Consider the following 25,277-nt stretch of genomic DNA (forward strand, 5'->3'; position numbering starts at 1 on the left):
GGATAACGGCATCGAACGCTTTGCCTCAATACGCTTCGGGCTGTTTCCAGAAAATGAGCATCGTTCGAGCGAGAATTCTCAGATCGAGCAACAACGACCAAGTGCGGATGTATTGGTGATCGTACTCGACGCGTTTTTGCATCTTGTCGAGCGTTTCCGTTTCCCCACGGCAACCGCTGACCTGCGCCAACCCGGTGATTCCCGGTTTGACCTTGTGCCGCAGCATGTAGCCACGAATTAAACCGCGATACTGTTCGTTGTGGGCACTCGCGTGCGGTCGCGGCCCGACGAGACTCATCGTCCCTTCGATCACGTTGAACAATTGTGGCAGCTCATCGAGACTCGTTCGACGGAGGATTCCGCCGACCCGGGTGATCCGAGGATCGTTCGCGGTCGCTTGTTTGACGACCGGACCGTCGTCACAAGCCCGCATCGAACGAAACTTCCAGACGCGGATTTCTTGGCCGTCGAGCCCATACCGTCGTTGACGAAAGAACACGGGCCCCGGCGAACTTAGTTTGACCGCGATCGCGATCAAACACATCGGAATCGAGATCATAATCAGCCCCGATGTCGCCAGGACCAAGTCCGCAACACGCTTGGCTGCTCCATCGATACCGAATAATGGATTCTCGAAAACGCTTACCGCCGGCAAGCCACCGACCTGCGTCCATCGCGAGTGCAACAATTCGAAAACAAAGAAGTCAGGCACGATATAAACCGATGCGGTCGAGTCGCTGAGTTCGTCGAGCAGATAACGAATCCGCTTTTCGGCTCGCATCGGCAACGTAATCAAAACCGTTTCGACTTCGCCCGAACGCGCGGCCGTGACGAGTTCGTCGAGATTGCCTTTGAGCAACCCCGCGGAAGAATCGCCAAGGTCTTCGGCACCTTTCCCGCCCTCGAGATCCGCGATCAATCGGTCGGAGTTTCGGTCATCGTAAAACCCGGCAAACTGCAGCCCGAGCGCGGGTTCACCTTCGACGTTCAATCGAGTTTGCTGGCCGAGTTGGTTCCAACCGGCGATGGCGACGCGGCGTGATCCGATGCCCCGTCGCAGCAATCCGACCTGGACGATCCGCAAACACATCCGCGTCAAACCGATCAACGCGGGGCTCGTCAGAATCCACGCGAACATCACGCTGCGAGCGAACTGCGAACCGTAACGGGTTGCGAACGCAGTCACCGCCAGGACGCAGACCGTCAGGACCCACGTCGTCATGATGCTGATGATCTCTCCGTCAACGGTAATTTGGCGATCCGGACGCTGCAGACCGGTCAGTTTACTGCTGAGGAAGAAGACAATGATCGCGAGCAAACCCATCGCCCAAGCGGCTTCATCGACGTAGCCGCGTGCGAACATTTTGACCGCGATCAGGGATGCCATGATCGAGGCGGCGTCTAACAATGGTTGCAAAAATTCGAACCAGTGACGCCCGCCGAGAATCGAGGTTGCTGAACGTGAGCCCACCGATGGGGTGAGCGCGGGGGAACCCGTAGGTGTCGATGACATGGTGAACAAAAAGCGATGCGTATGCGAAGGAGTGTCAAACTGCACTACCCTAGGTCGCAAAACCCTCGGTCCAATCCATTCCCAAGTCCAACGAGGTCGCTTGGTGAGTCAATGCTCCGCTGCTGATTCGGTCCACACCGGTGCTAGCGACCGTAGCGATCGTGTCGATATTGATGTTGCCCGACGCTTCCAACTCAACACCGACGCCGGCTTCGTCACGTGCCTTCACCGCGGTGCGTAAATCGTCGATCGAAAAGTTGTCCAGCAGGATGATATCGACGCCGGTCCGCAGCACCTCATCGAACTGATCGAGCCCGTCGACTTCGATTTCGACAATCTTCGGCGCAACCAAATGGTTCATCAAACCGCCCCGCATTTCAACCGCCCGTCGAGCCGCCTCGCCGGCCGATAGGCGAGTGGGTTTGGAAGCGTCGTCGGAATCGGTGCTGAGTTTCGATCGCCCGAGCGCGAGGTGATTGTCTTTGATGAGGAACCCGTCAAACAACCCGGTGCGGTGATTGTGTCCACCGCCGCAGCGAACCGCGTACTTCTCCAGACGTCGCATGCCGGGGGTGGTTTTACGGGTGTCGTACAACCGGGCCGAGGTGCCTTGGAGCAGTTCGACATACCGCCGCGTCATCGTCGCGATCCCGCACATCCGCGAGAGCAAGTTCAATGTGACTCGTTCGGACGTTAACAGGTCTCGCGCCGATCCCGACAGCCGGACCAAGGCCGTACCGGGCGTGAACGTTTCGCTCTCGCCGACGAGAACCTCCACGTCCAAATCCGCATCGAATTCGTCAATAACCCACGGCACCAAAGCCACGCCCGCGGCGACACCATCAGCCCTCGAAACAATCTCGCAGGCTCCACGTCGGTCGGCATCGATCATCGCCACGGTCGTCCAATCGACGGCAACATCGAGGTCTTCGGCGATCGCCAAACGGATGAGCTGCCGGAGGTCGTTCTCGAGTTGATCGTTCATGACCACGGGTGCGTAATCCCCCGAGGACTCGCCCGATGCCTGATTTGCGGACGCCTGATCTGCAGACGCTTGGCCCGCGGATGGTACACTCGGTGAGCCGGGCGGATTGGATGCATTTTCGGTATTCAACGTCTACCTTTCATTGGGAGATCTGGATTTGCTAATAATGTAACAGGCCGGTGCGGTACCCCTGCTACCCCTGTTGCCACATCCGAAGACAGTTAACTCCATGCGTGAACGAGAATGATTGGCGAATACAAAATCGGGCGAACCACGCGTCGCTGCAGCGTGGAGAACCGCCCGCTCGAACCCGGCGAGTACTACTACTCCGTGGTCACCGAGGGCGACGAGGAATTTCACCGAGCAGACATTTCCGCCAGCGCCTGGAACGGGCCGCCTGATGGCTGCGTCGGGCACTGGAAAAACCGGGTCCCGCTGCCTGAAGAGAAAAAACGAGAACTCGCACCACCGGAGGTCTTGATCGACATTTTGCGGTCGATGGAGGGGCATCCTGGGAAAACGAAAATGCGATACCTGTTGGCGTTGATGCTGCTGCGGAAACGGGCCCTGAAACCGCACGAGTCAGCGTCGTTCACGAATCCGGATGCTCAGGCGAGCCGCGAGTTGACCGACGAAAGCGTCACTGACAGTGACGATCCGGATGCCGAAAACGAACAAAACGAGGCCGCCAAAACCGCTCCGCCCCGGCCGCCTGCCGAAATGTTGCAACTCGAATCGACCGCGGACGGATCGGTGATGGCGATCGAAATTTGTGCCATTGCCGCGGGGGAAGCAGAAAGCCTACAAGAGCAACTCGTCGATCTATTGTATCGCGAAGTGGAATAAGACGACGCCGTCCGAACGCGCTGTGGCAGGGAGCCCAAATTCGTAATGCATGACGTACGCACCGCCATGATCATCGCGTTCGGGATGCTCCTGTGCGCCGGTTGCGCTCGAACCGTGACCGTCTCCAACACTCCACCGCCCCCGGTCGTTTTCCAAGAAACGCCTGACATTCAGGCCCTCGCCACCGCGATCAACCGGTCCGACGCGATCCGCGAACTGTCGACCAACTCTGCCACGGTGGACGTGCTGAGCATGTCCGCGGTGCCGAAATTGTCCGCGAACATGCACCTGCAACGCGAACGCAATTTCCGGCTCAAGGCGAGCGTCCCGATCATCATGGGCAGCGGCATCGATCTGGGCAGCAACTCGCAGGAGTTCTGGTTCGAGGTTCCTGAGGGCATGACGCAAACGCTCTACCATGCCACCCACGAACAGTATTCACGCAATCTGGACCGAGCGATCTTGCCGGTCGACCCGAGCTGGATGATGGAAGCGATCGGACTGGCACGCCTGGACCCGAACACGGTGATTTCCGGACCGGTCACCCGCACCGACGGTTTGATCGAAGTCCGCACGGCCGTCCCGAGTGCAGTTGGAACCTATCAACGGGTTTGCTTCATCGAACCCGCCGCCGGCTACATCACACACCTGTTCCTTTATTCGCCAAACCAACGCCTTGTCGCCAAGAGCTTCGCGAGCGAACACGAATACTTCGCCGAAGTGGACACGGTGCTGCCGCATCAAGTCAAAATCGAACTGTTCCCGGCCACCGGCCCCCCGTTGGCGTTGCAGCTCAGCGTCGCCACGTACAGCATCAACCAATTGCTCTCCGGCGATCCCCAATTATTCGCCATGCCCGCGACCGCCAACCGCGTCGACCTGATGCAACTCGCCAGCGGCCCTTCTAACCCCGGCAACACCGTTTTCGGTGCAACGGTTGGTACGACCTCGCCGAATTATCCAGTCGCGGGAACGTCTGCATGGTCGGCTCCGACAACTACCGCCGCAGGCACGCCGAGCGCCTACAGCGCCTCGGCCCCCACCGGACCGCCGCTGCGTGGTATCCGTTACGAATAGAATGCTTGGGCGAAAAAATCGCGTGGGTAGAACACGTAGCTCAACTCGCCAAGAGTTCAGGCCACACACCCGGCCAACGCCAACCAGCCAACGCCAACTAGGCCTGCCTTCGAAGTCTTGGCGACTCCGGCTACGTACGTCGTGCGTATCACCTTTCGGGATACCCAATACCGCGGAACGTATGTGACGAATTTGCATTGCCCACACGCGCCCGTTGTTCGCCGCCCGGGAGTACGTACATTACCCGACTAAAGTTGAATGCGTGAGACCGAGACTCAACCCTTACCAGCCAACTCACATTCAACCTGAACCGAGAAAGAACCGGGCGACCACACAATGCCCGGTTTGCGACGGTTCGCTAAGCCGACTTCGTTTGGCTTTTCCTGCTGCACGCTGTCCAACATGCAGCCGACGGATCCGTCTCCGCAATTCGGCGACCGCGAGCACATTTTCGACTTTGACCGCAGTCGCCTGCTTCCTATCCCTGATGTACTTCGAAGCCACCCCAAGCCAAAATGAATGGCTATTCGGCGGTCATCTTTTGGTGTTTGTGGCCTTCGGCTGTCTCTGGCTGCCCATGTTCGGCCGCCCATCACTCGCCGGTTGGTGGTTTGGACACGCGTCACATGCTACGCTGGAACGCGAACGTCAAGCATTCCGCAAGGAAAACGCTGGATAACCACGGACTGCGCCGAATCGCAATTGCGTCCACTTTCAGACAGCCACATGGACTCTACCCGTCCGGTCTGCCCAACCGTTATCCGACAGGAACCAATGCTCAATCCCTGGTAGTTACCCTCAGCCCAATTCCCAAGCTACGGAGCGCGCAGCGATTGCTGGCATCGGTCAGATGAACAACTTTTTCTACATTACCGCCTCCATTTTCTTCTGTGGAGGCACTGGTGCCTTGTTTGGTATCGCGATGTCGCTTTCCAAGATCGAACAGCACTTATCCAAGCTCGCCGAAAACGCACCTTCGGATGAGTAGGGCGATTTCGCCCAAGCCGCGATGAATCCAATCGGCATTTCCCAACAAGTTGCCGGTATCGCGGCCTGCACTTGATCCGGTTCGGCGGATAACCACACGGTGCGCCGGATCCGGTCGGGGGCGCGTCAAAACCTAATTTCATGGTAGCGAAACTCGCCAGAGTTTCGGCAGGCTTCGGGAATCGCCGAAAGTCTCGGCGACTTTCGCTACGCCCGTGAACCCCTCATTCTTGATCGTGTCGCACCACTAGCAGCGAAAATGGCCGGTCGAGACGCAACAGCGCTGCCCTCCGAAAGTCTTGGCGACTTTCGCTACGGTTTGCTCGGGGGTTTTGACTAAACCTGATTCCACTGCACGTCGGTGCGGGCGTGCAATCGTTTGCTGACTTGGGTGTTGCCGCCGGTGAGTGCTTCGAAGCGTTTGATTACGCTGTCGACTGGAATCTGTTGGGCTTCGTGAACGAGCACGGGTGTGATTCCTGGGATCACCACCGTCGTCAACGATCCTTGGTGAGCCGCGGATACCTTCGGCTCCAACCGCTCGCGTTCACCTTCACTGGAAACGAACAGCAAGAGACGTTGACGACCGCCGCATTGCAGCAAGCCCGGAACAGCAACCTTCAACGCCGATTCAATCGTCGTTTGCTCATTCCAACGGTTTCGTTGTCCGCCGGTGGGGCTGAACTCTTGCGTCTTCATCGGTGCGGATGCCGGCTCGCGATCTTCCGAGTTCATGTAGAACGCCGTCACCGTGGCTGTCTTTTGTGCTGTTTCTTCGACCCTCACTCCGAGCGATGCGGTGTTCGCGGTCTTCCCCCCTGCGGTGCTCGACACTCCGTCGCTGCAAGTGGTCGTAGACGACGATTCCGTCGCGCGGCGGTGTTGGTCGATCACGTCCTCCACCATCGGAAGACATTTCGCGACCAAGTCCGTCGCCATTGCCTCGACGTCCCACTTCGACTCTGGACTACGAACCGGGGCGATCAACCAACGCTGTGCGGTTTCACCGTGCAGGTGGTCGAGGATTTGAGGCAATCGCAGCTGAATCTCCTGCGGCATTTCGGTCCACGGATTTTCGGTGTCACGGTTGTCACCAGGAACCGTTCGCACCGCACGAGCGATTCCGATCGCAGCCTCGGACAAATGCGTGTGCAATCCCTCGAGTTGCCTACTCAACCGCATATACGATTGGCTGGTCAACTGCTGCGCGATCGCCATCAAACGTTGCAGCGCGAGTGCCTCCGAGGCTTCGAGCCGATTGACCAGTTCATCGTCGCTCGTGTGCCCACCGTCAGTGATCTTGCTCGGGTGTTTTCCAGACTGATCCGAAAGCAATCGGGAAATTTCGCGGGTTTCCCCGATGAGTTTTTCGATCGCTTGTGCGGCGGAGGTCACGTCGATGCGTCCGTCCTGCAGACGCACGACGAGTTCACGTCGCAGCGAAACAATCTGAGCCGCAACCATGCGCTGCAATTGGGATCCGACGTCTGCATCGTCGAGACTGCCGAGGATGACCATCTCGATGGTTTCACATTGCGTGATCGATTCATCACTCAACGGCGACAGCAAAGAGGATAACCGATCGACGATCGCGGCTTCGTTCGCTCCAAAGAGGGCTCGGATCTTTGCGACCATCGCGTCCGGATCCATGTCGCATCGTTTGCGGAGACGTTCGGCCAACGGGCCAGCAATCTCTCGCGACTCAGCCGGCCGGCCGAGCCAACGCAGCAACAGATGCCGGGCCGCTGCGGGGGCGAGAAGGTTTTCCTCCAACGCGCGGACACACTTCAATCTCGTCACGCCAACGCTGCGGATCATCGGCTTCGCCATCGCGTCGCCTTCGGACGTGTCACAGCGACGGGCGGACGCCAAAATTTCGCCCGCACCGGTCGCGTCCGCCCAAATGTAATCCACAATGGTCGCCGAGGCCGACGCGGATTCCGGCGACGACTGATCGCCGTCGAGAATCAGATAGGCGTCGCGCAACGGATTGCGGACGGCGGGAACGCCCGGCCAATCTACACCGTTGTCTCCCGGATAGCTGTTTCCCGGCGTGACATAGTGCCGAATTTCCGAAACAGCCGCATGAGTATCGTGCAACGAGACGCTTTGGTGCGGGTTGCCCTGCATCGCTACCGATGACAGCAACGGCAACACAGGAGCGTGCTCCAACCCGGCTTCGTCGAGCAAAGTGCGTAGACGCGGCGCGATGTCGAGCAGCATGCCGCTCGCCGTTCCTCCCGAAACCGATCCGACCAAATAGATCGACGGCACCCGTTCGCCGCAAACCGCAGCGAGGTGGTCGATCGAGTCGCGCAGTTCGCTATCGATTCTCTCCGCATGATCGACCATCGCGAGCCGACCGAGCGGACGCATGCCCTCGGTCGCACCGCTGCGAGGAACGTTGTAGATCCATCGACGCGAAACGTTCCGCAGATGCTCGGTTGGTCGGGCACGATAATCCGACGCCGATCGCAACGGCGTGTGAATGATCGCGGCCGGTGGAATCCGGTCGGACGCTTCGGTCAGACGTGCGGCGTGAATGGTATGCATGTCGGTGTCAATCAACACCGAGTGAAGGTCCAAAGGGCATGCCGAATGCAAAGTCGCCACCCGGCCGCGGAGTTCGTGCAGACATTCTGCACCGACTCCACCGATCGCCACGATCAACGCGTGTCCGGTCACGCGACTGCGGAGCAGTTTACTGTCGGCGGTCAGACTCGGCAGGTCCTCGACCGACGCGTCTTCTGGCACCGAAGCCGTCGTTGTGGTTCGCTGTACTGTTGTGTCTTGACGCTGCCGCGGGGTTTTCAACGCATCGACAAATTCCTGACAGCTTTCAAAACGCCGATCAGGGTCTTTCTCCAAAGCACGAGCGACGGCCACACGATCGGCCGGCGGAAGTGGCTCCAAGTTCGGCGCCGCGTGCACGTGCTGCGTCGCCAACTGAGCGATCGTTCGCCCGGCGAATGGACGCGTTCCCGTCAGCAATTCCTGGTACATGACCGCGAGCGAATACTGATCGCTGTTCATGCTCGGCCGGCCATCGAACACTTCCGGCGGAGCGTAGATTGGCGTCAGTCCGCCGACGATGGAGTTGTCCGTCTCGCGGAGATCTTTCAGCAAACCAAAGTCACCGACTTTGACGTGCCCGCCGACCATCAACAGGTTGCCCGGCTTCACGTCGAGGTGCTGTAACTGATAACTCTTGTGCAGATAATCGAGTGCATCGGCGGCGTCATGCAGATACGACAACAACGCCGCGCGGGGAATCCCGCACGAACCGCGGTCCTTGTGCCGCTTCAACACGTCCTCGAGCGATCCGTCGGCCAGTTCCGTGACGATTACCAATTGATCATCGACCACGCCGAATCGTTCGAGCGTCAACAGGAACGGGTGGTGCACCCCTTTGATCCGTTCGAGCGATTTCAGCTCGCGAGAACCACGATTCGCATGGGTGGCCCCAAAGACGATCTTCACCGCCTTCTTCAAACCACCGGGCGCGTTCGCACGCCAAACTTCGCCGAAACCGCCTTCGCCGATCTTCTGCTCGAGGGTATAGCCGGCGATCGGCTCATAACCCGGCCCGATTTTGCGAACGCTTTGGACAGCCATTGAAACGAATCAGAAAAGGGAATAAATCGAAGGGGACAGCAAACAGTGTCGGGGCAAAACGATGACACGAACACGATGACAGCAAACGCGGCGAATCAAAATCAACCGCGAAAGCAACGATCCTTACAACGCGCTGAAGTAATTCTTGCAGGCTTGATCGAGGTACTCAGGACGCAGCGTCAACGGGATCTTTCGGTACCGGCAAAAGTTCGCAACCTGCGTCAACAAATCGCGAGGATGACAACGACGTGGCGCACGCTTGCTTGACTTGTAGAACGCGAGCAAATGCTCGGCGGCTTCCGGCGTCTCGGGGAAACCCATTTGAGCCCCCACGGTTTTCATCAAAATGCGAAATTCGTTTTCCGACGGATCATCCACAAAGATCTTGTAGGGCACCCGACGCAGGAACGCCTCGTCCACGAGGTCATCCGGATTCAGGTTGGTTGAGAAGATGATCAACTGTTCGAACGGGATTTGAATCTTCTTTCCGGTCGGCAGCGTCAGGTAGTCGCAACGGTTTTCCAGCGGCACGATCCATCGATTGAGCAACTCTTCCGGGGCGATCCGTTGACGGCCAAAGTCATCGATCAACAAACAACCGCAGTTGCTCTTCATCTGCAGCGGAGCTTCGCACATGTTCGATCGCGAATCATGGCGTACCTCCAGGTTATCCATCACCAATTCGCCACCGACGACTACGCTTGGCCGTTGAATGCGGACCCAACGCTTGTCCCATTCCTGAGAGTTCAACATGCTGCCGTCCCCTTCCGGGATCGGTGCCTCTTGGTGAAACGCGTCGTCCTTGAGTTTGATCAGGTTGCCGTCATCGAGGATCGCATGCGGGATCCAAATCTCTTGACCGAGACAACGTGTCAAACTGCGAGCGATCGTGGTCTTTCCATTTCCGGGAGGTCCGAAAAGGAACAACCCGGTATTGCTGTTGATCGCCGGGCCGAGTTGGTCGAGCAACTCGTCTTGGTACGAGATCCGCGACAGTGATTCTCGCAATTGATCGCGATCGATCGGGTCAACGCCCGCCGCCTGGGCTTCCACGCTCAACGTGTAATCGTTTAGCGGAACGGGAGCGGGTCCGACGTAGCTGCACTGTGCAAAATGTGCCTGAGCCCTTTTTTGCCCGAGTTCGGTCAACGAGTAGTAGTAATCGTTGAACGCCGCCGGACGCACGTGAGCGACGTATTTGCGAACCCGAAGCGCGTCCACGATCGGCTCGACGATTCGAAACGGCAGGCCCAATCGCGCGGCCACGTTGCGACCGCTGATCGTTCCCGTTTGGTGAACGGTTTTGACCAGCAACGACTCGACGAAAGTGATCGAGAGGCCGAGTTCATTCAGGCTCCGCGGTTCGGCTGGCCAGAACGTATCGTCCGTCAGCAGCCCGCCAAGCGCCGATGATTCGAAGCTATGGGTATCGGTCATCAATGCGGTCATCGGTCTTCGTCTCGTCCAAATTGGCTAGCGAAAATGGTGTGATGCGGATATCGCCCCGCCAACGCAGCGGGGACAGAAATCCTTCCACGCAAACGTAGCTCACGATTTTGGCGCACCTGGACATTTGAAGCCTGAACCTTTGCGGGTGGCCTAATTCCCACCTGAAGACCGCCGATCACGCGGTGTCACCGCCCTCTGATCCGCGTGAACGCCCCCTCAATCCTCTAGCAAACGCGAGGCGATCACGCACGCAGCCGTTTCAACCCGCAAGATCCGTTTGCCCAGATCAATCGGACTCATGCCGGCGTCCACGCACGCGGAAAGCTCCTCATCACTGAAGCCGCCCTCCGGTCCGATCGCGCACTGCACTTTGACACGCCCCCATGAGTTTTGCCTCGATGACTCTTTCAACCCCGCAATCAGATCCCCGAGCGACTCGCCACCCGGCATCGCGATCAATCGAGCGTCCCACTGCGGCTGGCCTGATTCAATCGGCGCATCTTCCTCACGCGAATCTTCTTCCCCGATCGACTTTGCCGTCTGCGCAAAACCTTCCGACTGCAACGATGATCCGGATTCCATCCACTTGCGAAACTTCATCACCGGGGCGATCGACATCAATTGATTTCGACCGGATTGTTTGCACGACTCGATGACGATGCGTTCCAACTTTCCGAGCAAAGAATCCGCCGGCGGACGCTGCGTCCGCTCACACACGAGCGGCAGTACCCGCGCGACGCCGAGTTCGGTCAGTCGCTCGATCATTTCCTTCGCCCGGTCCGGTTTGGGCAACGCGATTGCCAACTCCAGGTAGACGCTCGGTTCGCGGTCGATGTTTTCGGGCTTCTCCGATCGGCAAACACATTGACGCCGGTCGACAAAGTTCACTGTGGCGGCGGCTTGGTTGCCCTTTCCATCGAACAACTCAACCTCATCATCCGCTTGCACCCGCATCACCCGGGTGGCATGCATCGCCTCCTCCGAAGGCAACTCGACGAGCGGTTGCTGGGTCATTAAATCGGGGGCGTAGTAGCGTCGCGTCATTTCAAAAAGGCTCAGAAAGATTCAAGTTTCAAGGCGGCGAGGTTCACGTTGACCGTCGCAACCGTTAATCGAGCGCAAACCCGCAGAGGCGTTGCATCGGGCAGAGTTTAACGACTCGGTCGCACGACTCGCAGTGGCCCCGTCACGTTAGCCGATGAAATAGTCAATCGATCGTCCGTTGAACGCGCAAACCATTCAACCACTTCAATCAACGAGGCCTACTTCGGTGAACAGCGCCCCACGTTTCGTTACGCAGCCCCACACGGTCGCCGCCAACGCCGGTGACACGTACCCGCGAAACCGCGTCGCGTCCCACGAAGGCTTTGCCCCCAATGCGAACACATCCTCAAACCGAACGGACAATGAACCAACCCGTGGCGAGTTAATCGACGATCGTTTTCACCCGACGCCCTCCGCCTCGATTCATGAATTACCACCGGAAGTGCTGCGTCATTGGGGGCTGCTCGCCAGCCCGTTTTCACCGCACGCGATGGTCGATGTTCCCTGGGACGCGGCCAACTTCTATTTCCGTATCGCCTCGCACACGTCCGCGTTCTCCTGGCTGCAACGTCTCCTCAGTCGACCGGGATCTCTCGGCGTCGTGTCCGCGTCGACCGGAGCAGGATCGACGACTTGGTTGCGTCAACTCGCGGCGAGCTCCGGACTCGGTTCGACCGCTTTCGAAACGGCCGTCGCGAACTGGCGAAACCAATCGATCGACGAGCTGACCGGTTGCCTGATGCGAACCGGCGGCAACGTCGAAACGCTCAGCCAAGTCCGCACGCTATGGCTGATTCAAACGCACCAGTCGCAAACAACATCCACGAAATTGAAGTACGCCGACATCAATCGCGCCGCGTTGCTGGCCGGATGGTATTCGGCTCGAGCGAACCGGCTTCGTAACCTGCAAGTTCTCGTCGTTCGTAAGCATCAACGCCGTTCGGCAGGTTCGAAACGATTCAGCATCGCGGCGGCGGATCGATTGGCAACGTTTCATCTCTCACGTCCCCACGCGAGCGAACTTCGCCGGTGCGTCAATGCAGCCATGCAGCACGCCGGAGCCACTCGGCCCGCGTTCACAGTCTCCGCCGCTACGCAACTGGCCGATTCGAGCGAAGGTTCCATCTCGCGACTCGCATCGCTTGTCCACGCCGCGCTCGTCCACGGACAAGTCGCCGGCATCCGGCAGATCACCGCCGCCGACCTGTCCACTCCGCTGAAAAATCACGCCGAAATGCCGAACACCACATCCAAGGCCGCCTAAAACTTTCGACCAAAACATTGCTGAACTTCAGGGTAGCGAAACTCGCCAAGAGTTTCGGCAGGCTTCGTCAATCGCCGAAAGTCTTGGCGACGTTCGCTACGGCATTTCACCCGAAATCATGCTCGCCACGCACCACTCGGATGCGGCGAAGTACAAACAAAGCAGCTTCGGCGCGTTATCCTACGCGCGTCCTCGCTTGCGATTTCGCAACAGCAACGCGATGCATTCGTTGCCGAGCACCGAGCCTCGAAGGTCGATCTCGCAGGCAAACAACTTCGCCAATTCGCGACCGGTGATCCCCAATCCCCCGTAGCCGGCTTCTTTGACAACGACCTGGTTCGCACCGAAGGCGATGTGCCGAATCCCCGCGAGTGCCGCGGCCGACAGGCACATCGGACACGGCTCGGCGGTCGCGGCCAACCAATGCCCGCTCAGGTCACGTTGTTGCAACTTTTCACATGCGTTCGCAATCGCGTTGACCTCCGCGTGCGCCGACGGGTTGTTGGTCGATCGCGCCGTGTTATGGGCGACCGCGATTGGCTCACCGGAAGGCGAAACGATCGCTGCTCCGAACGGGTTCTCGCCCTTCTGCACCCCCTCCTCTGCGACCGCCAACGCCGACTTCATCGACTGTTTCAAATTCCAATCACTCAATGTCTGCGGCATCCCTGCAGCCTTTCTGATCATCAATGGTAGCTCTCTGTATTGCATCTTCGGGAACATCGTATCATCGGCGACGCGGATGATTGTGAATCAAAGCTTGTTGTTCAGGCGGTGAACGTCCCACGTTCCAACCGCCCCACCCACATCAACTTCCATCGCCTCGCATCGCCGCGACTCATTGACTCGCGACGCAGCACATATCGGGCCGGACAGTCCCGGCGATCACGCTCACGAGAACACTGTACGTACAAAATCGATCTCTTACGCGGACTGCACGCGTCACAGAGAAACGAACGCTAATTTTGCGCATCCAAACGTGATCCGATGAGTTGATTCTTATTGAACGAATTCACGCCGGGTTGGTCGATGTTCGAGTGATGAACACTCACATTTTTCTTCATCCATCTCGAGCGCGGGGTCACCAACCGGCGGTATCCATTCTGCTACGATGAAACGTCGGTCCCCACCCTCATCCCCACTGCAGAAAGTTAGCTATATGTCGACGTCGATCGCATCCGAACATGCCGTTCCCTCCGAGTTGAGATCGTTTCTATCATCGCCCAAACAGTTGTTGATCAACGGCCGATGGGTGAACGCCCAAAGCGGAAAGACGTTTGATGTCTTTGACCCGGCAACCGACGATGTCATTGCACAGGCAGCCGAGGGCAACAGTGCCGATATCGACGCCGCCGTTGTCGCCGCTCGCGCGGCCTTCGACGAAGGGCCGTGGTCGAAGATGACTGCGTCCGAACGCAGCCGGCTGATTTGGAAGATCGGCGACCTGATCGAAGAGAACGCCGACCAACTCGCGCAGCTAGAAACGCTCGACAACGGCAAACCGTTTGCGGTCGCCAAAGCAGCCGACGTGGCACTCGCTGCCGATATGTTCCGATACATGGCGGGCTGGGCGACCAAGATCGAAGGCAACACGATTCCGCTCAACGTGCCGTACGCCCCCGGCAGTGAATTTCACGCGTACACACTGAAAGAACCAATCGGCGTTGTGGGGCAAATCATTCCATGGAACTTTCCACTGTTGATGGCCGCCTGGAAGCTCGGTCCGGCGTTGGCGACGGGTTGCACGATCGTCCTCAAGCCCGCCGAACAGACACCTTTGTCGGCGATTCGTCTCGGTGAGCTTGTTACCGAAGCAGGCATCCCCGACGGCGTTGTCAACATCGTGACCGGTTTTGGCGAAACCGCAGGTGCCGCACTCGCTTCGCACGACGACGTCGACAAAATTGCTTTCACCGGATCCACGGAAGTCGGCAAACTGATCATCGGTGCGGCGACCGGCAACCTGAAAAAGGTGACACTCGAACTCGGTGGGAAGAGCCCCAATGTGATCTACGATGATGCCGACATTGATACCGCCGTCGCAGGTGCGGCCGACGCGATATTCTTCAACCAAGGCCAGGTCTGCAGCGCCGGATCGAGGCTCTACATCCAAAGCGGCATCTACGACGAAGTTGTTGCTGGTGTCAGCGAGATCGCATCGAACATGAAAGTCGGCAGCGGGTTTGATCCGTCAACTCAAATGGGGCCACTGGTTTCTCGCGAACAATTCGAACGAGTCAGCGGATACCTGCAAGCCGGTCTCGATGCGGGCGCGGAAGCGGCCGCCGGCGGCGCGGCCCTCGACCGCAACGGCTACTTCGTCCAACCCACCGTTCTCAAGAACGCAACACCGGAGATGTCGGTCGTTCGCGAGGAAATCTTTGGCCCCGTCGTCGCCGCCATGCCGTTTGAAAACGACAACGAACTCAAGGCTCACGCGAACGATTCCTCCTATGGTCTGGCGGCCGGAATTTGGACGCGAGACATCTCGAAAGCACACCGATTGGCCAAGGCGGTCAAAGCCGGAACGGTGTGGATCAACTGCTACAGCATCTTCGACGCGGCACTGCCGTTTGGCGGATACAAACAATCCGGATGGGGACGCGAAATGGGACACGCCGCCTTGGAAAACTACCTGCAAACCAAATCGGTTTGCGTGAACTTGTAGACACCGGGCTGATAGCCCTGGACGAGAGTGATGCTGCGTCGCCCCACGCCTAACCGATTCGGTGCAACCAGGCACGCAGCACACTCGCGGAGGAATCATCCGCGTCCTGCTCACCTACGTCCCGCTTATCCGCGTCCCGTTCACCTACGTCCCGTTCGCTTGGCATGCCACTTGCGACTCTCTCACGCGTTCAACGGCGAAACGTTAATCGCCGTTGCTATTTCACGCGTCGACGAAACACGTTCTTTGCGTGTTCTGTTTGGAGTCTCGTTTCATGGCACTTAAACCCCACTGTATCTTTCAACGTGGTACCGGACCGATCATCGCAGCGGCGATACACAACGGTCACCAAACTCGCAAGAGCGTCGAACAGCGTTTAGCGATCGACGACAAGCAGCAACTCCGCGAGGAGGATCCACTGACCGGCGAATGGACCCAAATCGCCAAGACTCAAATCGTTGGCTTGCGTTCACGCTTTGAAGTCGACCTCAATCGTCCACGTGATAAAGCGGTCTACGAAACCCCAGCCGACGCCTGGGGGCTCGAGGTGTGGGATACGCCGCCGGACCAGTCGATGATCGACGCCTCTCTTCGCGAGTACGACGCGTTCTACGCCGAAGTCAAAGAACTGCTCACCGAGATGCTCGACGAGTATCCCCGTGTCGTCGTCTACGACCTTCACACCTACAACCAACGTCGTGACGGTCCCGAAGGCCCCAAAGCCGATCCCACAACCAATCCCGAAGTCAACATCGGCACGGGGACGATGGACCGAGATTACTGGGCACCGGTTGTGGAGCGGATGATCCACGAACTCCGCGAGTACGACTTCCACGGCCGAAAACTCGACGTGCGAGAAAACGTCAAATTCCAAGGCGGACACTTCTGCGAATGGATCCATCAAACGTTTCCCAAACAAGTTTGCTCGATCGCGATCGAGTTCAAAAAGTTCTTCATGGATGAATGGGAAGGCGAAGCGAATCCAGCCCAAGTCGAGTGTATCTACCAGGCGTTGGAAACGACCGTCCCGGGTGTCCGCAAAGCGTTGGAGCAGATGTGAACATTGGCTCGGATCGACTCGCTTCGTCGATCGATATCACAAACCGATACGAAACCACCGCGTCGATCACATGTGAGCGACTCGCCAGGAACCAACGCGTTCGCCGAAATCTCCCCGAAGGCGGTCGCCTACGCTTCGACCGTCAATTGCCGTTTCTGTGCTTGTTCCGCGGCGACCTTACCGGCCTATCCAATCCGGCCAATCACGCCCCCAATGCATCGCACAATCTAGCGTCGCACCAGAACGACGCATCAGCCCGAGAACTGATCACGTCGGAAGCCGCGTACGTGTTTGCCTCGGATCGAGACTCACATCATCGAGGTTTGTCGAACCTCTGTGGGATGATCAGCTCATCCATGCAGGAGCATTTCGGGACGTTCTTGCTGATCGAGGTTTGGGAGCGCGACACGGGAGATCAAGACACAGATACACCTGACTTCGAAGTCATCGTCCCATCGATCAACAGCATCGCATCCACAACGGATACTCTCTGCGATGCACTTCGTACGATTCGAATCAGTGGACGGACACCTGTCGTGGTGAAAACCGAAGCAGAACCCGCGGAGGCACGAGGACTCCCCGAACTCGCGGCGCTTTGCGAGGACACACGCGGTGCGTGCTGCTACGTCGGAATTGTTGTCCGGCCCTTTTATCGCGACCACATTCACCGAAAAATCTACCCATTGGCCTTCCAAGGCCTACGCGGAAAACTCGCGCGTGTGATTCGCAAAACAGTCGCCGAATTCACAGGCAGTCCATCCGGCAAAGCACAACCACACTACGACCACTATGGCCCGTCTTCGATGGTGAAAGCTGCTCGGTTGGTCGACCAACAGCTATGCGAAGTTGCCGATTCGTTCGATTACCTCTTGCAAGTAACACCCGTTAACGCGGACGCGATCACGAGCCAAATTGACAAAACCGGTCAACATGAAGAACCGCCGATGCAGTATCGGCACCTGCCTCATCACCCGAACATACTGAAACGACGTCTGTTTGATATCGAAATCGAACGAGTCGAAGACCCGACGCTCGCGCATCTGTTCTGGGAGAAGCAGGATGAGATCGACCGCCAACTTACTTCTCTCCGCGATCTCCACTCGCCGGAGCTAGCCCTTCACGACGATCCGCAACCGTCTAATTTCCTAACGAGCAGTCTGCAACTCTACGGCAGCCCGGAACCGTCGCTGGTCAAACTCGCGGCCGAAATCCTCGAACGAATTCCCAAACGAGTCAGTCCACCGAAGAAAACCGAAACGTCGCAGCACGGCGTTGACGCCGATACGTTAATGCAGGCTGCTCGCGAAGAAATCGATTACTACCACGCGCGGATGACGGAGTTCAACGCGACCGTGGAACGCGACGATTCGATCGCGTCGGGCATCATGGTCTCCAAAGACAAACTGTTGGTCTCGCCCGATGTTTCCATTTCACGCGAACGATTGGCACCGTTGTTGCATCACGAAATCGGCACGCACTTGCTGACTTATTTCAACGGCCGGTGCCAGCCGTTTCGTCAATTGCATGGCGGACTGGCGAGATACGAAGAGTTACAGGAAGGGCTCGCTGTGCTCGCCGAATACCTCGTCGGCGGACTCACCCAATCCCGGTTGCGAACGTTGGCCGCTCGTGTGTTGGCCGTTGACTGGATGGTCGAAGGGCGATCGTTCCGCGACGTGCTTGGGAAACTTCAAACAAACCACGACTTTTCGCTTCGCCAAGCCACCACGATCACGGTACGTGTTTTTCGCGGCGGCGGATTAACCAAAGACATGATCTACCTGCGAGGTCTTCGCGACTTACTCGACTACCTATCCAACGGCCATGACCTCGAACCGTTGTACGTTGGCAAAATCGGACTTCATCACGTGCCCTACATTCAAGAACTCCGGCGTCGTGGCGTCATCCTACCGCCACGAATCTTGCCGCGTTTTCTTGAAGACGACGCCGCCCGCCAACGTCTCGATGCGTGTCGGGGCAAATCAGTTATCGACCTCCTGGAGAACACCGAATGAAGATCGCATTTGTCGTTAACGACGTCATGACCGAACAATCGGTTTACACGACCACACGTCTCGCGATGACTGCGGTCAATATGGGACACGAAGCCTATCTTCTCGGAGTCGGTGATTTCATCTACGCGACCGACGGTTCGATCCAAGCACATGCCAAGAGTGCTAACGGGGGAACCTACGACTCGCTCGAAGACTACCTTTCGGAAATCCAAAGCGAGAAAAACGCCGACCACCGCATCAACCTCGACGAACTCGATGTGTTGATGCTTCGAAACGATCCTTCCGACGACGCCACCGAACGCCCGTGGGCGCAGACGAGCGGTATTCTTTTCGGACAGCTCGCCGCCACGCGTGGCGTGATCGTACTGAACGATCCCTTCAGCCTCGCCAATGCACTCAACAAAACCTATTTCCAACAATTTCCCGAACAGGTACGTCCCAAGACCTGCATCAGCCGCGACGTCAACGACATCAAAGCGTTCATAGGGGATCAGGATGACAAGGTCGTGATCAAACCCCTGCAGGGCTCCGGTGGACAAAGCGTGTTTCTGATCGGCGAAGACGAACGAGCCAACCTCAATCAAATGATCGAAGCCGTCATTCGAGACGGATACTGCATCGCTCAAGAATACCTCCCCGCGGCCATCGACGGTGACGTGCGGATGTTTGTCATGAACGGTCGCCCCCTGATGAAAGACGGCCAGTACGCTGCGTTTCGAAGACGCAACGATACCGGCGACGCTCGCAGCAACATGCACACCGGCGGCAAGTGCGTCGAAGCCGAAGTGACTGACAAAATGCTGCAGCTCGTCGAAATGGTGCGGCCGAAACTCGTCCAAGACGGCATGTTCTTGGTCGGACTCGACATCGTCGAAGACAAACTGATGGAGATTAACGTGTTCAGTCCCGGCGGGCTCGGCAGCGCACTCGAGCTGACCGGTGTCGACTTCGCCGCGGAAGTCATCCGCGATCTCGAGCGAAAGTCGAAGTATCGTTCCTACTACGGGTCTCACATGCAGAACCGCGATATCGCCACCCTGTAACGGCAATCGCGACGGGTTTTCGCCGACCGCACGACGATGATAAAGTGATTCGTATTCCCAACCGAACACTCATCCGCACTGCAGCACAGCAACACGTCATGCCACCCATTCTTTATCCCGTTGCCGGGTTTCTCGGCGTGATGTGGGCAGTCTACCTCGCCGACTTCATCGTGCCCGGATCGTTCATCGAATTCGGGCTGGTGCCGCGAACGTTCCGCCGTCTTCCCGGCATCGCCCTGATGCCGTTCCTTCACGCCAACCTCGCCCACTTGATCGGCAACACCATTCCGGTCGCCATTTTGTTGTCGCTCACCGTTTTGACGCGCGAACGCCCCTGGGAATCGGTCACCGCAATCATCGTCGGCGGAGGCGTGTTGCTGTGGCTGTTCGGCCGCCCCGCCAACCATGTCGGCGCGAGCGGTTTGGTGTTTGGGCTGATCACGTTCCTGATGATCGTCGGGATACGCGAGAAACAATTCGTCTCCATTGCCGTCGCGATCGCGGTGGGACTGTTCTTCGGCGGCAGCCTGCTCGGCGGCATCATCCCCTCGTTCGGATCATCCGTCTCATGGGACGGCCACCTCTTCGGCGCCATCGCCGGCGTCCTGGTCGGCGTCGCCACATCCGAAAAGGTGACACACTTCTTTTGAAGCGTTGTCAAAGAAGACATCGGGAGTCTTGAGAATCACCCCCAGAACCCTTCAGCCGAATGGCGTTAGCCGCGGATAACATCGGAAAACTGGGGCCAACGCCCGGCGGCTGATTGGGCTGTCGAGGTTCCGATAGGTACTAAACGTTCTCGTCGTTCGCGTTCAATTTCGCGAAGTGACGAATCGCCTTGTGGAGCAGCCGGTCAAACGTTGCCGCGAACGCTTTCTTGTCTTTGTCCCCGTAGGGGGCACTCCCGCCGGTAACCATTCCGCTGCCACGGAGTGAATCCATAAAGTTCCGCATTGACAAACGGCTGGCAATGTTTGCGGCTGAGTATTCTTCGCCACGCGGATCGATGACGAGCAGACCCTTCTCGACCAAATGGTTCGCCAACGGAAGATCAGCGGTAATCGCGAGCTGCATCTTCTCGCCGTGCTTGACGATGTATCGGTCTGCCTGATCGGCACCTTCGCGAACCACCACCGATCGAATGGTGGGCGCATTGGCCGGCGTGGAGATTTTCTGATTGGCGACCAAGATCGTCTCGACGTTCAAACGATGAGCCGCTCGGAAGATGATTGTCTTCACATCCGTAGGCGCCGCGTCCGCGTCGATCCAAATTTTCATCGAAGACACGGCTATTTGCGATCCTCATTTTTTGGATGGAAATCAAATGCATTGGAAGACGCATCCGCCGGCATCCGCCAATCACCTCGTGGTGACAAGGAAACCGAACCGACCTTCGGACCGTCAGGAACACAGTTGCGTTTGTACTGACTGTTGAAAAACCGTCGAATGAAGGTTTGCAGTGTCCGGGTGATCGTCTCCTCGCTGTGCGGTTCACTGAACTCGGCTTGAGAGGCGAGGAAGTGCAGTTTCGCCGCGTCGCAACCGCTGCGGATGAAATGGTACAGAAAGAAGTCGTGCAACTCATAAGGCCCGAGCGACGCCTCGGTGCTCTGACGGATTTTTCCATCCGTCGTCGGCGGCAGCAGCTCCGGCGAAATCGGTGTGTCGGCGATCTCGTGCAGCAACGTTCGCATTTGTTCGTCGTAGCGGTGGTCAGCGATGTAACGCACGAGGTATCGCACCAACGTCTTGGGAATCGAACAGTTCACGTTGTACATCGACATGTGATCGCCGTTGTAGGTGCTCCACCCGAGAGCTTGCTCGCTCAAATCGCCGGTACCGAGAACAAACCCACGGCTCATCAACAACAACGTCCGCATTCGGGCCTGCACGTTTTCGAATACCAAATCATACGCGTCATCCGGCGTCGCTTGCAGTCGTGCTTGCAAGGCAGCGATTTCGGTTTTTGCATCCACCTCGATCCCCATCGGCGAATGCTCCAGCCCGACGAAAGTATCGAGCGACAGTTGCCGGATGTCGACGTTCTGACACGTCACGCCGAGGCGTTGCACCAACTCCAGCGCGTTGTCGCGAGTGTGGTCGGTCGTTCCGAAACCGGGCATCACGAGCGCTTTGATCACGCCGCGATCCCGTTGGAGGTGATCGACCGCACCGACCGCCACCAGCAACGCGAGCGTACTGTCGAGCCCACCGGATACTCCGATCGCCAACGGCAAATCGTCCGGCAAGCCGCTAAGCCGTTTGACCAACCCGCCCGTTTGAATCGCCAAGATCTCCGCGCAACGTTCCTCCCGCTCGGCAAAGTTATCCGGAACAAACGGATGTGGATCGATTCGTCGAATCACACGGGTTCGGCTCTTCACCGCCGCGTTCTCGTCGGCTGAACTCGCCGAATCGTCTCGTCCAACATCAATGGTGCGGTAGGGCCGCGGCAACGAATCACGGAAGTCATCGAACGATCCGATCACGCGTCGATCGTGAGCGAGCTTTTGCAGATCGAGATCACGCGTCAGCGCGGTCGCCCCGGGTAAGACGGGTTGCTCGCCGTCGCCAATGCGACGCGACGTGCCCAACAGACTGCCGTTCTCCGCAATCAAACAATGCCCACCAAAGACTAGATCGCTCGTCGATTCGTCTCCGCCGGCGGACGCATACACATACCCGCAAATCAGCCGTCCGGATTGGCTGACAACGAGGTCGCGTCGCCACTGTGCTTTGCCGACCGTCTCGTTGCTGGCCGACAAATTCACGACCACGTTTGCCCCCGCGATCACCGCATGGCTGCTCGGAGGCACCGGCACCCACAGGTCTTCGCAAATTTCGACCGCCACCAACGCGTCACCGTCACGAAACAGCAAATCCGTTCCGAACGGGACGGCCTGACGTCCGAGTGAAATCGTCGCCGGATCCGACTGGCTCGCCGCACGAAAATGCCGCCCCTCGTAGAACTCGCGATAAGTGGGCAGGAATGTTTTTGGGACCACGCCATGAACGCGGCCATTGCCGATCACGGCGGCCACGTTCATCAGGCTCGTCCCGACCTCCATCGGCAACCCCGCGACGACCAACCCCGACCGACCGACAGTCGACTCAGCCAACCGCATCAATCCGTCCAAAGCCGCCCGCAACAGTTGCTTCGTCGCAAACAGGTCGCCGCACGTGTACCCCGTGATCCCCAACTCCGGCAACACAACCAGATCAGAATCCTCGAATTGACGAATCGTTTCAATCGATGCCGCCACATTGAACGCAGGATCGGCCACACGCAATTCCGGTGACGCCGCTGTGGTCCGATAGTAGCCGTGCTGTCGTAAGGGATCAGGAATAACTTCGTTGGCCATCTTCAATGGGCTTTCGAGTGCGCGGGAGTGCGTGACTTAGGACAGAGTAGGTGTGCGTGGGCGTCGAGACGCAACGCACCGCGAAGGGAACTTACCGAGAAACAGAACGCCCGACGATTTCGCGCCGAACGCTGCAAACTTGAGATGCTGCAGACGGCACGCGCCTCTCCGAACAACCTAAGTGAGTCGATTCGCCGGCGGGCGTTCGCTCCGGTTATGTCGAGCTTCGTTTCTTTCGAGCTTCGTTCTTTTCGAGTCCACGTTTCGCCGAACTCCTGTTTTCTCTTTTGAACCGCGGCTACCGCCGTTGGGCGGATGAGTTTTCAGGCAGGCTCGAAACGTTGCCGACGCCCTGCGGTCTGACTCGCGTTGAGATCCCCCGGAACAAATCATCTCGAGCAAATCATCTCGCACGATGCGAACCTTCCCCGGGCCCACCTGCTCCTCAGGCGAGACGGGATGGCAAAGTATAACGGCTGTGTGATTTTTGTTGCAGTTGCCGCGAAACACTGCCCTCCATTTTGTAATCCAGGGTGAAGACCTTGTAATTCCTTCCAATGGCCGATTGTAAAAACGGAAACCGGAAAAACACCAAATCATCGCAAACCGCTAATAACAAAGCACTTGCGAATAAAACGAATGTTTTCCAAACCGGTTTGGCACACCCTCTGCATTAACGCTCTTTCGTTGCCGCGAGAAGGAAGGACTTCGAACGGTAGCCCCGCCTTTCACATCTTTTCGAGTTACAGTCCTGGTACTTTCGTTCGCTTCCTTTGGCAAGCAACGAAGCCTAGGCAATAAGGAGAATGCCATGTTGGTTCTGTCACGAAAACTTAAAGAACAAATCAAAATCGGCGACGACATCACGATCACCGTCGTCAAGCTTCGCAACAATCAAATCCGTCTCGGCATCGAAGCCCCCCGCGATGTCCGAGTCATGCGTGCCGAGTTGGACAAAGAGACGCCTGAAACCACTACCAAGAACGAGGCCTCTGCCGACGCCGAAACCGTCGCAAAGCCCGAGGCAGCACCGACCAACCGCGTTCGCAACTTCCTAGACTCTGCCCCCACATCATCCGCCGCCCCGCAACCAACTGAACCGAACACAGAACAACCCAATTCCTCGAGCCGTGGCATTCGCAACGAGGTCGTCGACGGACTGATGTCAGCCGACGAAATGATCGCCGCGGGCAAAGAAATCGATGACGAAACGTCCGACGGTGGCAACCAACCTTGCCTCGGAGGAGACGACTCGCCACGCAGCTCGATCCAGTTGTTCTCGGGAACCATCGACCGCGACGGCACGCTCCGCGAGAACGCTCCGAGCGAAATTCGTTCGAGCCGCGATCGTGCTCCCCTGGCATCGTTCTTCACCGCCCCGTAAGTCGCTTCACCGCCCCGCGCGAGAGGCGAAGGCTGGAGCGAATTTGGGAACGATGCGGCCGATGTCGCCAAACGTCGGGGCCTGAAATCTCGCGTATCCAGCTACGAGGAGTGGATCCAGCTACGGGAATCCGACACGTCGAATTTCCTAATGCTCTGGGCGATGGCAATTGGCGGACACCGGTGACCACTGGTTGATCGGTTACTTGGGTTTGATAGCCTGGGTGGCCCTCACAATCACCCGTCCGCTCCACCGTGCCTGTCTCGTCCCGTGCCCCGACCGAACGACCCTCACCCAAAAACGCCGCATTCACCGCCGGACTCCCAATCGCCAGGTCAGAATCCGTGGTACGCCGAGGGGCTTCGATTCGAATGCACCCAGTGCGGTCAATGCTGCAGCGGCGAGCCGGGATACGTTTTTGTCGATCCGGCCGAAATCGACGCGATGGCCGCTGAGATGCAGATGACGGTCGAGCAATTTGAGGAAAAATTCACCCGAAAAGTCGGGCGGCAGATCAGCCTCATCGAATATCCCGACGGCGACTGCATTTTCCTCGATCCGAAATCGCGGCACTGCATGGTGTATCGATCTCGGCCGATCCAGTGCCGAACTTGGCCGTTCTGGGACAGCACTTTGGCGTCTCCCGCCGACTGGAAAGAAACCTGCGAGGTCTGCCCCGGTGCCGGAACCGGACCGCTGTATTCCCTCGAGGAAATCGAGGTCCGGCGAACCGAGAAATCCGTCTAAAAGCCCACCCGCCATTCGGATCTCGACAAAAATTCGAGATTTGGTGGGGATCCCAGAATTTCTTCAGATTGATTGGACTTTAACGGTTGCGCCAGTCGATACCCATTGTGCGGGTTAATCGGCGACGTACCGGGCAACCAGATGGATTCCAATTCCATCCTGTTTTCCAAGGCTACGTCGGCTTGACACTCGCCCGTCAACGTCCATACAGTGACGGC

Annotated in this window: 19 protein-coding genes; 11 read left to right on the top strand and 8 right to left on the bottom strand. The window is 57.9% G+C overall.

Annotated elements, in window-relative coordinates:
* Nucleotides 1-25: 25 nt before the first annotated feature.
* A complete protein-coding gene (locus tag RSSM_RS13295; protein WP_044302488.1) occupies nt 26-1,513 on the bottom strand; it encodes an undecaprenyl-phosphate glucose phosphotransferase in 1,488 nt (495 codons plus the stop codon).
* Between the two features lie 49 nt (nt 1,514-1,562).
* Nucleotides 1,563-2,498, bottom strand: coding sequence for a nicotinate-nucleotide diphosphorylase (locus tag RSSM_RS13300; protein ID WP_044302489.1), 936 nt, complete (start codon nt 2,496-2,498; stop codon nt 1,563-1,565).
* 243 nt (nt 2,499-2,741) lie between these two features.
* Between RSSM_RS13300 and RSSM_RS13305 the strand changes: the two genes are divergently transcribed.
* From RSSM_RS13305 to RSSM_RS33730, 3 genes are all read left to right on the top strand, one after another.
* Entirely contained in the window at nt 2,742-3,344 is a 603-nt protein-coding gene (locus RSSM_RS13305; protein ID WP_008679394.1) for a hypothetical protein, read from the top strand.
* 45 nt (nt 3,345-3,389) lie between these two features.
* On the top strand, nt 3,390-4,421 hold the full coding sequence (locus tag RSSM_RS13310; protein WP_044302478.1) for a hypothetical protein: 1,032 nt from the start codon (nt 3,390-3,392) through the stop codon (nt 4,419-4,421).
* An 850-nt stretch (nt 4,422-5,271) separates the two neighbouring features.
* On the top strand, nt 5,272-5,409 hold the full coding sequence (locus RSSM_RS33730; RefSeq protein ID WP_008679404.1) for a hypothetical protein: 138 nt from the start codon (nt 5,272-5,274) through the stop codon (nt 5,407-5,409).
* A 335-nt stretch (nt 5,410-5,744) separates the two neighbouring features.
* On the opposite strand, the gene RSSM_RS13325 is transcribed toward RSSM_RS33730, so the two are convergent.
* The 3 genes from RSSM_RS13325 to RSSM_RS13335 form a co-directional block, all read right to left on the bottom strand.
* Nucleotides 5,745-9,023, bottom strand: a complete 3,279-nt coding sequence (locus tag RSSM_RS13325; protein ID WP_008679406.1) for a protein kinase domain-containing protein — start codon at nt 9,021-9,023, stop codon at nt 5,745-5,747.
* Nucleotides 9,024-9,146: 123 nt separating this feature from the next.
* Nucleotides 9,147-10,472 carry an AAA family ATPase gene (locus RSSM_RS13330; protein ID WP_144059786.1) on the bottom strand — a complete coding sequence of 442 codons (1,326 nt, stop codon included), beginning with the start codon at nt 10,470-10,472 and terminating at the stop codon, nt 9,147-9,149.
* Between the two features lie 216 nt (nt 10,473-10,688).
* Nucleotides 10,689-11,516: an RsmE family RNA methyltransferase gene (locus RSSM_RS13335; RefSeq protein WP_008679412.1), complete on the bottom strand. Its 828-nt coding sequence runs from the start codon at nt 11,514-11,516 to the stop codon at nt 10,689-10,691.
* Nucleotides 11,517-11,742: 226 nt separating this feature from the next.
* Between RSSM_RS13335 and RSSM_RS13340 the strand changes: the two genes are divergently transcribed.
* The gene (locus RSSM_RS13340) at nt 11,743-12,780 is read left to right on the top strand and encodes a hypothetical protein (protein ID WP_008679414.1); all 1,038 of its coding nucleotides are present in this window, start codon (nt 11,743-11,745) and stop codon (nt 12,778-12,780) included.
* Nucleotides 12,781-12,960: 180 nt separating this feature from the next.
* On the opposite strand, the gene RSSM_RS13345 is transcribed toward RSSM_RS13340, so the two are convergent.
* Entirely contained in the window at nt 12,961-13,467 is a 507-nt protein-coding gene (locus tag RSSM_RS13345; protein WP_236621128.1) for a nucleoside deaminase, read from the bottom strand.
* Nucleotides 13,468-13,939: 472 nt separating this feature from the next.
* Here RSSM_RS13345 and RSSM_RS13355 point away from each other — a divergent pair, with 472 nt between their 5' ends.
* From RSSM_RS13355 to RSSM_RS13375, 5 genes are all read left to right on the top strand, one after another.
* A complete protein-coding gene (locus RSSM_RS13355; protein WP_008679419.1) occupies nt 13,940-15,448 on the top strand; it encodes an aldehyde dehydrogenase family protein in 1,509 nt (502 codons plus the stop codon).
* A gap of 274 nt (nt 15,449-15,722) precedes the next feature.
* A complete protein-coding gene (locus tag RSSM_RS13360) occupies nt 15,723-16,508 on the top strand; it encodes an N-formylglutamate amidohydrolase (protein WP_008679421.1) in 786 nt (261 codons plus the stop codon).
* The gene (locus tag RSSM_RS13365; protein WP_008679423.1) at nt 16,505-18,523 is read left to right on the top strand and encodes a flavohemoglobin expression-modulating QEGLA motif protein; all 2,019 of its coding nucleotides are present in this window, start codon (nt 16,505-16,507) and stop codon (nt 18,521-18,523) included. The genes RSSM_RS13360 and RSSM_RS13365 overlap by 4 nt, the downstream gene beginning before the upstream one ends.
* Nucleotides 18,520-19,566, top strand: a complete 1,047-nt coding sequence (locus RSSM_RS13370) for a glutathione synthetase (RefSeq protein ID WP_008679425.1) — start codon at nt 18,520-18,522, stop codon at nt 19,564-19,566. Before RSSM_RS13365 ends, RSSM_RS13370 begins: the two co-directional genes overlap by 4 nt.
* A 44-nt stretch (nt 19,567-19,610) precedes the next feature.
* Nucleotides 19,611-20,216 (top strand): rhomboid family intramembrane serine protease, encoded by a 606-nt coding sequence (locus tag RSSM_RS13375; RefSeq protein ID WP_008679426.1) that lies wholly within the window; start codon nt 19,611-19,613, stop codon nt 20,214-20,216.
* A 139-nt stretch (nt 20,217-20,355) separates the two neighbouring features.
* Here RSSM_RS13375 and RSSM_RS13380 read toward each other — a convergent pair whose 3' ends face one another.
* Nucleotides 20,356-20,844, bottom strand: a complete 489-nt coding sequence (locus tag RSSM_RS13380) for a YaiI/YqxD family protein (RefSeq protein ID WP_044302492.1) — start codon at nt 20,842-20,844, stop codon at nt 20,356-20,358.
* Between the two features lie 11 nt (nt 20,845-20,855).
* On the bottom strand, nt 20,856-22,928 hold the full coding sequence (locus tag RSSM_RS13385) for an NAD(+) synthase (RefSeq protein WP_008679430.1): 2,073 nt from the start codon (nt 22,926-22,928) through the stop codon (nt 20,856-20,858).
* Nucleotides 22,929-23,739: 811 nt separating this feature from the next.
* Between RSSM_RS13385 and RSSM_RS13395 the strand changes: the two genes are divergently transcribed.
* Nucleotides 23,740-24,312, top strand: coding sequence for a carbon storage regulator (locus RSSM_RS13395; protein ID WP_008679435.1), 573 nt, complete (start codon nt 23,740-23,742; stop codon nt 24,310-24,312).
* A gap of 270 nt (nt 24,313-24,582) precedes the next feature.
* Entirely contained in the window at nt 24,583-25,059 is a 477-nt protein-coding gene (locus RSSM_RS13400; protein ID WP_008679437.1) for a YkgJ family cysteine cluster protein, read from the top strand.
* Nucleotides 25,060-25,277 lie beyond the last annotated feature (218 nt).

It is taken from the genome of Aporhodopirellula sallentina SM41, from assembly GCF_000346505.1.
In the GTDB taxonomy this organism is placed as follows: domain Bacteria; phylum Planctomycetota; class Planctomycetia; order Pirellulales; family Pirellulaceae; genus Rhodopirellula; species Rhodopirellula sallentina.